This is a genomic window from Falsiroseomonas bella (assembly GCF_003173615.1).
In the GTDB taxonomy this organism is placed as follows: domain Bacteria; phylum Pseudomonadota; class Alphaproteobacteria; order Acetobacterales; family Acetobacteraceae; genus Falsiroseomonas; species Falsiroseomonas bella.
In genome coordinates this window covers 102,079-115,532 of sequence record NZ_QGNA01000004.1, presented here as the reverse complement: position 1 = coordinate 115,532, position 13,454 = coordinate 102,079, and the positions used below count along the sequence as shown (strand labels likewise).

Below are 13,454 nucleotides of genomic sequence, written 5' to 3'. Positions count from 1 at the left end.
GCGCGAGCAATGTCAAAATTCGTCAACTTCTGGTGCGTAGTGTAGAAAATGACGCAAGGCTAACGTTCCGGAGCCCGCCGTCCGGCGGTCCAGAACGAGGCAAGGCCATGACCGTCGAACCCACCTCCACGACCGAATACATCTGGTTCGGCACGCGTGCCGTGAAATTCGAATCGGGCGGCAACACCGGCCCGCAACTTGAGTTGCTGGACAGCTCCACGGACTTCGCCACCCGCACCCTCTCCACCGGCACCTTCGATTTCACCGGCAGCGAGTGGCAGCAGTTCCTGGCCTTCACCGGCACCGAGGCCGAGATGACCGCCCTCGGCATCGACCTCTCGAATGGCGTGGACACCGCCACCGCAGGCTTCGTGAACACCACCGGCGACCTGCGCGTGGGCGAGGGCGTCGAGGCCTACAACATTGCCGACAGCTCCGGCGGCGGCCGCCTGATCGACGTCACCGGCACGCTCGACGAGACGGACGACCCGATCGCCATCACCGGCATGGGCAAGGCGAATGCCGCCAAGCTGTCCAGCGGCGGCACCGACTTCACCGAGACCGGCAATCGCGCGGTCTTCTCCAACGACATCGGCTTCGGCTTCATCAACGGCAGCGGCTTCGACAGTGGCGGATCGGCCAATGCGCTCCGCCTCAACGACGGCGACGCCATCAACTTCGAGATCAAGCAGGGCAAGGTCCTGGTGGAGGCCTCCTTCACCGTGAAGGTGCTGAACGGCGGCAGCACGCAAGTCGTCGTGGACAGCGACGGCGCCACCATCGAGGACACCAACGGCATCCTGCAGGGCGGCTTCGTCCAGGATGCCTCCGCGGGCGAGTTGAACCTCGGCACGCTGGACCATGGCACCAAGGTGACGATCAACTACGTGAACGGCACCATCTGGTTCAACGGCGTCACCCAGTTCCTCGGCGACACCTCCGGCTTCTTCGCCGCCTTCCAGGAGGGCGGCTCCAAGAACCTCACCCTCGGCTCCGTGGTCGGCAACCAGGTGGGCTGGTCGGCCGATGACCTCGTTCTGGCCACCGACATCCCGGCGCCCGCCAATACGCCGGCCGTCATCGGCGGGAACACGACCGGCGACGTGCAGGAAGACACGCCGGCGCTCGCCTCGGCCAGCGGCCTGCTGACCATCGACGACGCGAACGGCCCGGCCGACGAGGTGTTCATCGAGCAGATGAACACCCAGGGTCTCTACGGCACCTTCAGCGTGAATGCCGACGGCAGCTGGACCTATCTGATCGACAACACCCTCGCCGCCACGCAGGCCCTGGGCACCGGCCAGACCGAGCAGGAGGTGTTCACCGTCGTCTCCGCCGACGGCACCGAGGTGGATGTCACGATCAACGTCGCCGGCCTGGACGAGCCGCCGACCGTCGCGACCCTGCCGGATCCCGTCACCGGCACCGGCGATCCGAATGACAGCCCCACCCTGCCCAGCCAACCGAGCGGCAACTACACGCAGGGCAACGACAACGGCACCACCTACACAAGCGACGATGGCGCCCAGCGCTACGACGGCAACGGCGGCAACGACACGATCTCCACCGGCGACGGGAACGATGCCGTCCTCGGCGGCGACGGCAACGACCGGATCAACACGGGCGACGACAACGACTACGCCAATGGCGAGGCCGGCGCCGACAGCATCCGTGGCGGCGAGGGCAACGACGCGCTGCTCGGCGGCGACGACAACGACACCATCCGGGGCGACGACGGCGCCGACAGCATCTACGGCCAGAACGGCGCAGACAGCCTGGACGGTGACGACGACAACGACCGCGTCTACGGTGGCCCCGGCGCCGATACCATCGAGGGCGGCGATGGCGGCGACAGCCTCTATGGCGGCTCGGGCGCCGACTCCATCGTCGGCAACTCCGGCAATGACACCATCGTCGGCGGCTACGGCGCGGATACCGCAACCGGCAACAGTGGCACCGATCGCTTCGTCTTCCTTTCCACTGACGACACGAACGACATCATCACCGACTTCGATGGCAGCGAAATACTGGACTTCTCGGCCTTCCCGGGGACCCTGACCTTCCTTGCCACGGAGAGCACGATCTTCACCGCCAACAACCAGGTCGCGTGGTACCAGTCCGGCGGCGACACCATCGTGATGGTGAACACGGACGGCGACAACGCGAGCGCCGAGTTCATGGTGACGCTGCAGGGCTACACGACCAACATGGTCCTCAACGACTTCGCCCTCTGACCCGACGGCGGCCGGCGCGGTTTACCCCGCGCCGGCCGCCAGCACTTTCGCGAACAGCGGCACCGCCGCCACCAGTTCCGCCGCGCGCACGCTCTCGCGCGGCGTATGCGCCAGGCCCACATCGCCCGGCCCCAGCACCAGGCAGGGCGCCAGCGCCTGCAACTCGCTGGCATCCGTGCCGTAGGGCGCCGTGCGCGGCGGCTTGCCGCTCAACCTGATCCCCAGCGTCACCAGCGGATGATCCGCCGGCAGCTCGGGCGGCCTTCCCTCCCACTGCTCCTGCAACTCCAGACCGGCATCCTTCGCGGCGCCGCGCACCGTATCCACCACCGGCGTGGGATCCACCTTCGCGCTGTAGCGGAACTTGATGTGGGCCGTCGCCTTCGCCACCGTCACGTTCAGCGCCGTGCCGTGGTTGTCCAGCACCAGGTTGAAGTCGGAGAAGGGCGGCTCGTAGTCGGCATCCTGCAGCGACACATCGCTGCGCAGCCGGTCGAACATGCCGCGCATTGCGGCGAGGAAGGGCAGCAGCTTCCAGTTCGCGTTCTCGCCCTTGCCCGTGGAGGAATGCGCCTGCACGCCGCGGGCGATCGCCATGAAGGCGATGTGACTGCGATGCCCGCGCACCGGCGCCAGGCTCGTCGGCTCCGCCACGATGATGCCCTTGAGGCCGAGCGACCGGGCAAGCCGGCTCTCCTTCGCAATGCGCGCGGCGCCGCCCTTGGTCGTCTCCTCATCCGACGTGATCAGCAGCGTCACCGGCACGCTCGTCGGCGCCTGCTGCGCGGCGACGATGGCCGCCGCCACCTGCCCCTTCATGTCCACGCTGCCGAGGCCGTGCAGCAGCCCCGCCTCGTCCAGCCGCGGCGCCCAGGGGTCGCTCTCCCACCCCGTCGCCGGCACGGTGTCCATGTGGCCGGAGAGGGCATAGCCGCCCTTCGGCCCCCTGTGCGCCACCAGCGCGCGCTTCGCGACGCCGTTCGCGTCCACGTAGTCCAGCCGCTCCAGGTCGAAGCCGGCGAGCTCGCGCTCGATGCGGTCCGCGACGGGGATGTTGGAGACGAAGCTGCGGCTGTCGATGGCGACGAGGTCCGCGGCGAGCTTCAGGACGGGGTCTGTCAGGTCTGGCATGCCCGAAGCCTCGCTTGCCCGGCGGCGGCCCGCAAGGGAGAGTGCCACCCATGCAGAGCTACCTCGACCCCCGCACCAGCCGCACCTGGCCGCTCGATGCGCCGCGCTGGTGCGGCGATGCCCGCGAGCCGCTGATGCTGACGCCCCGCAAGGGAATCTCCCGCGATGACATCGCGCGGGACGTGCGCAGCATCTGGCGCTACGCCGCCGCCTTCCCCTTCGCCCCCAAGGCCCCGATCAGCATGGGCGAGGGCTGCACCCCGCTGGTGGAGCGGGCGCTGCCCGGCGGCACGGCGCTGCTGAAATGCGAATGGTTCATGCCGACCGGCAGCTTCAAGGATCGCGGCGCCTCCGTGATGCTGTCGCTGCTGCGCGACCAGGGCATTGCGGCCGTGCTGGAGGATTCCTCGGGCAATGGCGGCGCGGCGGTCAGCTCCTATGCCGCGGCCGGCGGCATGGCCGCGACCATCTTCGTCCCGGCCAGCACCAGCCCGGCCAAGACCGTGCAGTCCCGCGCCGCGGGTGCGGCGATCGAGCTGATCCCCGGCTCCCGCCAGGACTGCGCCGATGCCGCGCTGAACAAGGCGAGCGAAATCTTCTACGCCAGCCACAATTGGCATCCCTTCTTCCTGGAGGGCACCAAGACGCTCGCCTACGAGCTGTGGGAGGATTTTTCGTTCACTGCCCCCGACAACGTCATCGTGCCCTGCGGGGCGGGGTCGAACGTGCTGGGCTGCTGGCTCGGCTTTTCCGAGTTGCTGCGGGCCGGGCAGATCGCGAAGCTGCCGCGCATCTGGGCGGCGCAGCCGGCGAATTGCGGCCCAATCGCCCGTGCCGCGCTCGGCCTGCCGGCGGAAGCCGCGAAGCCGACCATCGCGGAAGGCACCGCCATCGCCCAGCCGCTGCGCCTGCCGGAATGCCTGACGGCGCTGCGCGAAAGCGGCGGCGGCGCCGTGCTGCTGGAGGAAGCCGAGATCGCGGAGGCCTCGCTCGCGCTGGCCCGCACCGGCGTCTATGTCGAGCCCACCTGCGCCCAGGCCGCGGCGGCGTTCACGAAGCTGGTGACGCACAAAAGAATCGGCGCGGCGGAGACGACCGTGGTGGTGCTGACCGGCACCGGCCTGAAATCCACGCAGCGCTACGCGGAGATGCTGGGGATCACGCTATGAGCGACCTTCTCGGGCTCCCCACGCCCTGCCTGCTGCTCGACCTCGACATCCTCGAGCGCAACATCGCGCGCATGGCGGCGGCGGTGGCGCGGCATCCCGGCGTGATCCTGCGGCCGCACATGAAGACCGCGAAGAACGCCCAGGTCGCGGACATGGCCGCCCCCGGCAAGGGGCCGATCACCGTCAGCACGCTGGCGGAAGCGCGCTATTTCGCCGACCACGGCTTCCGGGACCAGATCTACGCCGTCGGGATCGTGCCGGCGAAGCTCGACGCCGTCGCCGCGCTGAACGCCGCGGGCAATGCCGTGAAGGTCATCACCGACGACCTCGACACCGCCCGCGCCATCGCCGCGCATCCCGGCCCCATCGAGGCGCTGATCGAGGTGGATGTCGGCGAGGCCCGCGCCGGCGTCGCGCCCGAGAGCGACGACCTGCTCGCCATCGGCGCCGCGCTCGGCCTGCGCCTGGCGGGCGTCGCCTCCCATTCCGGGCATTCCTATGCCGGGCGCAGCGTGGCGGAGATGGAAGCCATCGCGGAGATCGAGCGCGCCGGCGTGGTGCGCGCCGCGGAGCGGCTGCGCGCCGCGGGGCATGCGGTGCGGATCGTCTCGGCCGGCGCCTCCCCCACGGCGCTCTATGCGAAGCACCTCGAAGGCGTCACGGAGATGCGCGCGGGCGTCTACATGCTGGGCGACCTCTTCCAGGCGCAGATCGGCACCCATCCGCTGGAGGACATCGCCGTCTCGGTGCTGGCCAGCGTGATCGGCCGCTATCCCGCGCGCGGCACGGTGCTGCTGGACGCGGGCGCGCTCGCGCTGTCGAAGGACCGCAGCACCCAGAACGCGCCGCGCGACTGGCAATTCGGCCGCGTGCTGGACCTCGAGGGAAAGCCGCTGCCGGGCGAGGCGATGGTGGTGCGCGTTCATCAGGAACATGGCGAGGTCCGCGCCGCCGGCGACGCCCCCCTGCCCTTCGACCGGCTGCCGGTCGGCGCCCGCCTGCGCGTGGTGCCGAACCATGCCTGCCTCACTGCCGCGGCGCATGACCGCTACCACGTGCTCCGGGGCGGGCGGATCGTGGCGGAGTGGTTGCGCTGCAACTATTGGTAACGCTTTGAGCATGCTGCGCTCCGGCGCGACGTGGCAGACTGTGCGCCGCCATGATGCATCCCGCGCGCCGTTCGGTGCTGGCCGTGCCGATGCTGGCCCTGCCCGGCATCGCGAAGGCCGCGCCGCTCCCGGTTCCGCCCTTCCGTGACTGGATCGGCCGCACCGCGCGGCTGCGCGGCGATGGCGGCGCCGCACGCCTGTTCCTGGGCGCGGATGGCACAGGCCGGATGGCGGTCCGCCTGCTGCTGTTCTGCCGCATCCTGCCGGTGCGAGCCTGGCGGCTCGGGCCGGACGGCGTGTCCCTGACCTATAGCCGCGTCGCCGCGCTGGACAGCAGCCGCCTGATCGCCGGGGAGGCGCACATCCTGCCCGGCGCCCAACGGCTGCTCTGGGTCGAGGCAGCCTCGCACGAGGCCGAGTTCGAAGGCTTCGAAACACCGGACGCCGCCGGCCGCTGCGGCTGATCAGCGGCGGTCGGGATAGTCCCGCGCGGGCCGCGACTTGTAGGCCGGCAGCGACCAGCCCTTCACGATCGCCGCGGCCCGGATCGCGAAGCCGATCAGGATGCCGGAAACCAGCGCGACATCGCGCGGCAGCGGCGCCAGGCGCAGCGCCACATAGGTCACGGCCGCCGCCGCGGCGGCGGTGATGTAGATCTCGCGGCGCAGGATCAGCGGCAGCTCGTTGCAGATCACGTCGCGGACGATGCCGCCCGCCGTCGCCGTGATCACGCCGAGCAGCACGGCGGCCCAGGGATCGGCGCCGGCGATCAGCGCGATCTCGGCGCCCACCACGGCGTAGAGCGCCATGCCCACGGCATCCACCCAGAGCAGCGCGCGGAAGCGGCTTTCCACCAGATGCGCGGTGAAGAAAACGATCAGCGCCGCGCCCGCGGCGATGGCCAGCAGCTCCGGCCGCGCCAGCCAGAACAGCGGCGTGCGGCCCAGCAGCAGGTCGCGCAGCGTGCCGCCGCCGAAGCCGGTGACGCAGGCGATCAGCATGAAGCCCACCGCATCCATCTGCTTGCGGCTGGCGACCAGCGCACCGGAGGCGGCGAAGGCCGCGATCCCGATCCAGTCCAGCAGCCGCAGCGCCGCGTCCAGCGGATCCACGCGCTACTCCGCCGGCAGCGGCGGCGACACCGGCCGGGCACGCCGCGCGGCCTCCGCCGCGCCGCCCATGCAGAGCAGGGAGGCCAGCAGCAGCGCCGCCGCGGCGGGCAGCACCAGCCAGGCCAGGCCGAGATCGATCAGGAAGCCGAAGGGCACCGGCGTGATCGCGCCGCCAAGCGGCAGCCCGGAGGAGACGAAGCCGAACACCTTGCCCATCTGCCCCGGCGGCACCGCTTCCTTCAGCATCACGTCGCGCGGCGTGCGGGAGGCGCCCATGGCCAGCCCCGCCGCGCCCGCGACCAGCGGGATCAGCCAGTCCGGCATCGGCACGGTGCCGAGCGCCATCAGCAGCGCCGCGGCCGCGCAGGTCAGCCCGACGATGAAGGCGAAGTGCCGCGTGTAGCGGTCGGCGAACCAGCCGCCCACCAGCGTGCCCCCCGTCGCGCCGGCCATGTAGCCGGTCAGTGCCAGCGAGGCGACGGCGACCGGCGTGCCCCACAGCTTGCCCAGCACGGTGATCGAGAAGGCCTGGATCGCGGTGCCCGCCATGGCGGAGAGCAGGAAGAAGCCGAAGAACAGCAGGATCGGGCGCGACAGCAGCAATTCGCGCCCGCTCGGCTGCGCGCCGCGATCCTTGGGCTTCGCCTGGTCCTGCAGGATGCGGCTCTGCCACAGGATCGCCGCCGCCACCGGCACGCCGAGCAGGCCGAGGATCAGCAGCGCCGGCCGCCAGTCCATCACCAGCAGCAGCGCCGCGATCACCGGCGGGCCGAAGGCGAAGCCGAGATTACCGGTGAAGGTGTGCAGGGCGAAGGCCCGCCCGATGCGCGCGCGGTCGATGGAGGCGCCGAGGATCGCGTAGTCGGCCGGGTGGATCACCGAATTGCCGACACCAGACAGCAGCGCCAGCAGCAGGATCGCCCAGTAGCCCGGCGCGAAGGCCATCGCCGCGATCGAGAGCGCCATCAGCAGCACCCCGCCGACCAGGAAGGGGCGCGCCCCGTAGCGGTCCACCAGGAAGCCCACCGGGGTCTGCAGCGCCGCCGTCACCGCGCTCATCAACGCAACGGCAAGACCGAGCTGCGCATAGGAGACGTCGAACTCGTCCCGCCACACCAGGAACAGGGGCGGCAGGCAGAGCATGTAGAAGTGACTGAGGAAGTGCCCGGTGCCGATCAGCGCGATGATCCGCGCATCCCGGCCCGTCTGTGCCTGGTCGGGCGGCGGGGCGGCAGCCATGCCGGCAGGGCTCCTGCGGGGCGAGGGATGTGAGGCTGCGCCGCGGCCGTGCCCTGGTCAATCCATGGTTGCGCCGGGCAGCCATGCGGGCCGAAGGGTGGGCCGAAAGGTCGGGAAACAGGTCGTGACCCGTTCCTGCTGCGCCGCGGCATTCCGCCCGGGCGGCGTTACGGTTAATGTAAGGCCCTCGCGGCCGAGCGCGGACAAGGAGGCCACACCGCATGTGCGGGATCGTCGGAGTGATCGGCCGCGCCGCCGCGGCGCCGCTGCTGCTGGATGCGCTGCGGCGCCTGGAATACCGGGGCTATGACAGCGCCGGCATCGCCACCCTGGTGCCGGACGGCATCGACCGCCGCCGGGCGGAGGGCAAGCTCGGCAACCTGGCCGCGGTGCTGGAACGCACGCCGCTCAACGGCACCACCGGCATCGGCCACACCCGCTGGGCCACCCATGGCGCCCCGACCGAGCGCAACGCCCACCCGCACGCGACCAGCCGCGTCGCCGTGGTCCATAACGGCATCATCGAGAACCACGCCGAGTTGCGCGCCGAGCTGGAATCCGAAGGCGCCCTGTTCGAGACCGAGACGGACACCGAAACCTTCGTCCGCCTGCTGGACAAGCACCTGGCCGGCGGGATGGCGCCCGTCGCCGCCTTCGCCGCCACGCTGAAGCGCGTCCACGGCGCCTTCGCCATCGCCGCCGTCTTCGCGGGCCACCCCCGCCTGCTGCTCGGCGCCCGCCAGGGCGCGCCGCTCGCCGTCGGCTTCGGCGAGGGCGAGATGTTTTTGGGCTCCGACGCTCTTGCGCTGGCGCCCCTGACGCGCCGCATCGCCTATCTCGAGGAGGGCGACTGGGTCGTCATCACGGAGGAAGGCGCGAATTTCTTCGACGCCGCCGATGCGCCGGTGCAGCGCGCCGTGGTGCAGACCGCCGTCTCCGGCGCCGCGGTCGGCAAGGGCAACTACCGCCACTTCATGGAGAAGGAGCTGCACGAGCACCCGGCGGTGCTCGGCGACACGCTCCGCCAGTATCTCGATCCCGGCACGCTGGAAGTGCGCCTGCCGCGCCTGCCCTTCGACCCCGCGAAGGTGCCGCGGCTGACGCTGACCGCCTGCGGCAGCGCCTTCCTCGCCGCCCATGTCGGCCGCTACTGGATCGAGAAGCTCGCCCGCATCCCCTGCGACGCGGATGTGGCCAGCGAGCTGCGCTACCGCGACCCGCCGCTGCCCGAGGGCGGCGCGGCGATCCTCGTCTCCCAGTCCGGCGAGACGGCGGACACGATGGCGGCGCTGAAGCTGCTGAAGGAGGGCGGCCAGAAGGTGCTCTCCATCGTCAACGTGCCCGAAAGCACGATGGCGCGGTCCTCCGACGCCGCGCTGCTGACCGTGGCGGGGCCGGAGGTCGGCGTCGCCTCCACCAAGGCCTTCACCGCGCAGCTTGCCGTCCTCGCCTGCCTCGCCGTCGGCTTCGGGCGCGCCCGGAAGCAGATCTCGCAGGTGGATGAGGGGCGGCTGACCCAGGCGCTGCTCTCCGTGCCCTCCTTCGCGGCGGAGATCCTGGACCGCGACGCCGAGATCCGCGCGCTCGCCGCCGAAGTCGCGAAGGCGCGCGACGTGCTGTTCCTCGGGCGCGGCAGCCTCTTCCCGATCGCGCTGGAAGGCGCGCTGAAGCTGAAGGAGATCAGCTACATCCACGCCGAGGGCTACGCCGCCGGCGAGATGAAGCACGGCCCCATCGCGCTGATCGATTCCGCCGTGCCGGTGATCGCGCTCTGCCCGTCCGGCCCGCTCTTCGAGAAGACCTGCAGCAACCTGCAGGAGGCCGCGGCGCGCGGCGGCCGCGTGATGGCCTTCACCGATGCGCAGGGCGCCCCGGCGCTGCGCCGCTTCGCCGAGCATGTGATCGAGCTGCCGACCGTCGGCGCCTTCTCCGCGCCCATCCTGCACGCCATCCCGGTGCAGCTGCTGGCCTATCACGTGGCCGTGCTGAAGGGCACCGACGTGGACCAGCCCCGCAACCTAGCCAAGAGCGTCACGGTGGAGTGACTCTTCTCCCTCCCCCGTTCACGGGGGAGGGCCGGGGTGGGGGCAGCGCACCCGTATTCATCGCTCGCGCCTTACCCGCCCGCCAACAACCCCACCGGATCCACCACCGCCTTGCCGCGGAACAGCCGCGCATCCAGCGCCCGGAACGCCGTGTGCGGCACCAGCACGGCCACGACATCCGCCGCCGCGATAGCCTCCGCCGCATCGCGCAGCACCGCACCGTTCGGCACCTCGCTCACGAAGGGATCGCTGACGCTGACCGGAAAGCCATCGGCCAGCAGCGCCTGCACCACCGCCACGGCCGGGCTCTCCCGCACATCCTCCACATCCGGCTTGTAGGCCAGGCCGAGGCAGGCCACGCGCGGCGCGGCGTAGCGCGCGCAGGCGGCGCGCACCCGCGCGACCACGCGCTGCGGCACCGCATCGTTCACCGCCCGCGCCGCGCGGATCAGCACGGCGTCGTCCGGCGCCGCCTGCGCCAGGAACCAGGGGTCCACCGGGATGCAATGTCCGCCCACCCCCGCGCCGGGCGAGAGGATCTCCACGCGCGGATGGCGGTTCGCCAGCGCGATGGCGCGGCGCGCATCCACGCCGACGCGCGCGCAGATCGCCGCGATTTCGTTGGCGAAGGCAATGTTCACGTCGCGATGCGCATTCTCCGCCAGCTTCACCAGCTCCGCGGTGCGCGCATCCGTCTCCACCAGCTGCCCGCGCACGAAGGCGCGGTAGAGCGCGGCGGCGCGCCCGGCGGCGGCGGCATCCACGCCGCCCACGACACGGTCGTTCTGCACCAGCTCCGTCAGCGCGCGGCCGGGCAGCACGCGTTCCGGCACATGTGCCACGGCGACGCCCGCGGGCAGGCGCGCGGCCAGCGCCTCCGTCGTGCCCACCGGCACCGTGCTCTCCAGCACCACCAGCTCGTCGCCGCGCAGCAGCGGCAGGATGGCGGCGGCGACCTGCCACACCGCGGAGAGATCCGCCTGGCGTCGCGCGGCATCGAGTGGCGTCGGCACGGCGATGATGTGTACATCTGCCGGCACCGCCTGCGTGGAGGCGCGCAGCGCGCCTGAGCCGATGACGCGCGCCAGCAGCGCATCCAGCCCCGGCTCCGCGAAGCCCGAGGCCCCGGCATTCACGCGCGCGACGAGATCCGGCGCGATGTCACGCCCGGTCACCGGATGCCCCGCCAGCGCCAGCAGTGCCGCCGTCGGCAGCCCCACATGGCCGAGCCCATGCACGCAGATGCGGCTCATGCCGCACTCCGCGCCGCCGGCGCCGTGCGCAGCGCCGCCCAGTCGGCGATCGCCTCCGCGATGCGCGCCGCCGCGGTGCCGTCGCCATAGGGGAAGACATGCCGCGCCATGGCGGCATACGCGGCGCCGTCGTCCAGCAGCCGCGCCACCTCCGCCCGGATCGCGCGCGGCTCCATCCCGACCAGCTTCGCCACGCCCGTCGCCACCGCCTCCGGCCGTTCCGTCACGTCGCGCAGCACCAGCACCGGCTTGCCAAGCGCCGGCCCTTCCTCCTGCAGCCCGCCGCTGTCGGTGAGCAGCAGCGCAGCGCGGCACATGAGCCAGACCATCCCGGCATAATCCAGCGGCTCCATCAGGTGGACGCCCGGCACGCCCGCCAGGCGTCGCAGCGCCGGGCCGCGCGCCGCGGGGTTCAAATGCAGCGGCCAGACGATCTCGACATCGCCACGCGCCGCGATCGCCGCCAGCGCCGCGCAAAGTCCCTCCAGTGCGCGCCCGAAACTCTCGCGCCGATGCGCGGTCACCACCAGCAGCCGCCGCGCGGGATCGAGCGGCGGCAGCATCGCCTCGGTCCGCGCCGAGAGCGCCCGATCCGACGCCAGCCGCATCGCCATCGCCATCAGCGCGTCGATGCCCGTGTTGCCCGTGACGATGATGCGCCCGCCCGCGTTGTATTCGCGCCGGAGATTGGCCGCGGCCGCCTCGGTCGGCGCGAACATCAGCGTCGCCATCGCATCCACCGCCACGCGGTTCAGCTCCTCCGGGAAGGGCCGGCCCAGGTCGAAGGAGCGCATCCCGGCCTCGACATGGCCGATCGGGATGCGCGCATAGAAGGCGGCGAGCGACGCGGCCATCGCCGTGGTCGTGTCGCCATGCACCAGCATCAGGTCGGGCTGCTCGCGCTCCAGCACCGCCGCCACGCCGAGCAGGATGCGGGAGAACAGCGCCGCCGGCGGCTGGCCCGGCGACATGACGCCGAGGTCCTGGTCCGGCGCGGCGCCGAAGGCGGCGAAGGTCTGGTCCAGCATCTCGCGATGCTGGCCGGTGGAGAGCAGGAAAGGCGCGAAACCCGGCCGCGCCCGCAGCGCCGCCAGCACGGGCAGCATCTTGATGGCCTCGGGGCGCGTCCCGAGGACGAGCATCACCCGCCGCGCCCTACCCCCCGGTTGCACCCTCATCGGCGCGCCATCGCCCACCCTCGACACGAACACCGCATGTCGTGCCAGGGTGGTTTACGGATGCCTATAATTCAACCTGAAATTGATTGTTCCTGGTTCGGGCTCACCAGGCTGTCCCGGATGAAGCCGACCAGCGGGCTCACCACCTGGTGCCGCCCCGCCGGGTCGCCGAACACCGCCATCTCCACCACGCCGAGTTCCGGCAGGCCCGGGATCTCCACCAGCCCGGGCGGGAAGCCCGAGCGGCCGAGCACCGTCAGCGCGAATCCGGCCTGCGCCGCCGCCGCCAGGCCGAGCAGGCTGTCGCAGGTGAAGACCGTCTCGTGATCGAGCCCGGCCCGCGCCAGGGCGGCCAGCGCGCGTTCGCGAAACAGGCAGCCTTCCGGCAGCAGCGCCAGCGGCAGCGGGCGGTCCTCCGGCGCGCTCCAGTCGGGCGCGGCGGCCCAGACCACCTGCTCGGTCCAGATCGGCGTGCCCGCCGTCTCCCCGTCGCGCCGCTTGCCCAGCACCAGGTCGAGCCCGCCTTCCGCCTGCTTGGCGCGCAGCTCATGGCTGCGCCCCACCTCCACCTCCAGCCGCACCTCGGGATAGGTGCGGGCGAAGCGGGCGAGGATCGGCGCCAGGCTGCGCGGCACGAAATGATCGGCGACGCCAAGCCGGAGCCGCCCCGCCACAGGCGGCGCCGCCAGCCGGCGCACCGCCTCGTCGTTCAGCGCCAGCAGCCGCCGCGCATAGCCCAGCAGCAGCTCCCCCTCCCGCGTCAGGGAGACATGCCGCGTGGTGCGGTCGAAGAGCGGCCGCCGCACCACCTCCTCCAGCCGCTTGATCCGCAAGCTGACGGCGGATTGCGTGAGGCCCATCGCGTCGCCCGCCGCGGTGAAGCCGCGCGTCTCCGCCACCAGCACGAAGCAGCGCAGAAGATCGAGATCGAGGTCGGGCAGGCGCATCGCCGGGCAGATGGCGCGCGATGCCGGCTGGGATCAA

11 protein-coding genes are annotated in these 13,454 nt (G+C 71.6%); 5 read left to right on the top strand and 6 right to left on the bottom strand.

All coding sequences use genetic code 11. The features are described 5' to 3' along the window. Positions 1–107: 107 nt before the first annotated feature. Positions 108–2,234, top strand: a complete 2,127-nt coding sequence (locus tag DFH01_RS17435) for a calcium-binding protein (protein ID WP_109871773.1) — start codon at positions 108–110, stop codon at positions 2,232–2,234. A 21-nt stretch (positions 2,235–2,255) separates the two neighbouring features. Here DFH01_RS17435 and DFH01_RS17430 read toward each other — a convergent pair whose 3' ends face one another. Continuing rightward, a complete protein-coding gene (locus tag DFH01_RS17430; protein WP_109871772.1) occupies positions 2,256–3,365 on the bottom strand; it encodes a M20/M25/M40 family metallo-hydrolase in 1,110 nt (369 codons plus the stop codon). A 50-nt stretch (positions 3,366–3,415) separates the two neighbouring features. On the opposite strand from DFH01_RS17430, the gene DFH01_RS17425 reads away from it, so the two are divergent. The 3 genes from DFH01_RS17425 to DFH01_RS17415 are packed head-to-tail and all read left to right on the top strand — an operon-like array spanning position 3,416 to position 6,107. Then, positions 3,416–4,534, top strand: coding sequence for a pyridoxal-phosphate dependent enzyme (locus DFH01_RS17425; RefSeq protein WP_109871771.1), 1,119 nt, complete (start codon positions 3,416–3,418; stop codon positions 4,532–4,534). Continuing rightward, entirely contained in the window at positions 4,531–5,643 is a 1,113-nt protein-coding gene (locus tag DFH01_RS17420) for an alanine racemase (protein ID WP_109871770.1), read from the top strand. The genes DFH01_RS17425 and DFH01_RS17420 overlap by 4 nt, the downstream gene beginning before the upstream one ends. A 50-nt stretch (positions 5,644–5,693) precedes the next feature. Then, the gene (locus tag DFH01_RS17415) at positions 5,694–6,107 is read left to right on the top strand and encodes a hypothetical protein (RefSeq protein ID WP_109871769.1); all 414 of its coding nucleotides are present in this window, start codon (positions 5,694–5,696) and stop codon (positions 6,105–6,107) included. Here DFH01_RS17415 and DFH01_RS17410 read toward each other — a convergent pair whose 3' ends face one another. Both DFH01_RS17410 and DFH01_RS17405 read right to left on the bottom strand, forming a co-directional pair. Continuing rightward, a complete protein-coding gene (locus DFH01_RS17410; protein WP_233256158.1) occupies positions 6,108–6,755 on the bottom strand; it encodes a trimeric intracellular cation channel family protein in 648 nt (215 codons plus the stop codon). A gap of 3 nt (positions 6,756–6,758) precedes the next feature. Continuing rightward, positions 6,759–7,994, bottom strand: a complete 1,236-nt coding sequence (locus DFH01_RS17405) for an MFS transporter (protein ID WP_109871768.1) — start codon at positions 7,992–7,994, stop codon at positions 6,759–6,761. Positions 7,995–8,215: 221 nt separating this feature from the next. On the opposite strand from DFH01_RS17405, the gene glmS reads away from it, so the two are divergent. Further along, on the top strand, positions 8,216–10,039 hold the full coding sequence (glmS, locus tag DFH01_RS17400) for a glutamine--fructose-6-phosphate transaminase (isomerizing) (protein WP_109871767.1): 1,824 nt from the start codon (positions 8,216–8,218) through the stop codon (positions 10,037–10,039). A 71-nt stretch (positions 10,040–10,110) separates the two neighbouring features. Here the strand turns inward: glmS and DFH01_RS17395 are convergent, their stop codons facing one another. The 3 genes from DFH01_RS17395 to DFH01_RS17385 all read right to left on the bottom strand — a co-directional run bounded on the left by DFH01_RS17395 (position 10,111) and on the right by DFH01_RS17385 (position 13,417). After that, positions 10,111–11,292, bottom strand: a complete 1,182-nt coding sequence (locus DFH01_RS17395) for a nucleotide sugar dehydrogenase (protein WP_109871766.1) — start codon at positions 11,290–11,292, stop codon at positions 10,111–10,113. Next, positions 11,289–12,434 carry a non-hydrolyzing UDP-N-acetylglucosamine 2-epimerase gene (wecB, locus tag DFH01_RS17390; RefSeq protein WP_109871765.1) on the bottom strand — a complete coding sequence of 382 codons (1,146 nt, stop codon included), beginning with the start codon at positions 12,432–12,434 and terminating at the stop codon, positions 11,289–11,291. Before wecB ends, DFH01_RS17395 begins: the two co-directional genes overlap by 4 nt. Positions 12,435–12,541: 107 nt before the next feature. Beyond that, positions 12,542–13,417 carry a LysR family transcriptional regulator gene (locus DFH01_RS17385; protein ID WP_109871764.1) on the bottom strand — a complete coding sequence of 292 codons (876 nt, stop codon included), beginning with the start codon at positions 13,415–13,417 and terminating at the stop codon, positions 12,542–12,544. Between the last annotated feature and the right edge of the window lie 37 nt (positions 13,418–13,454).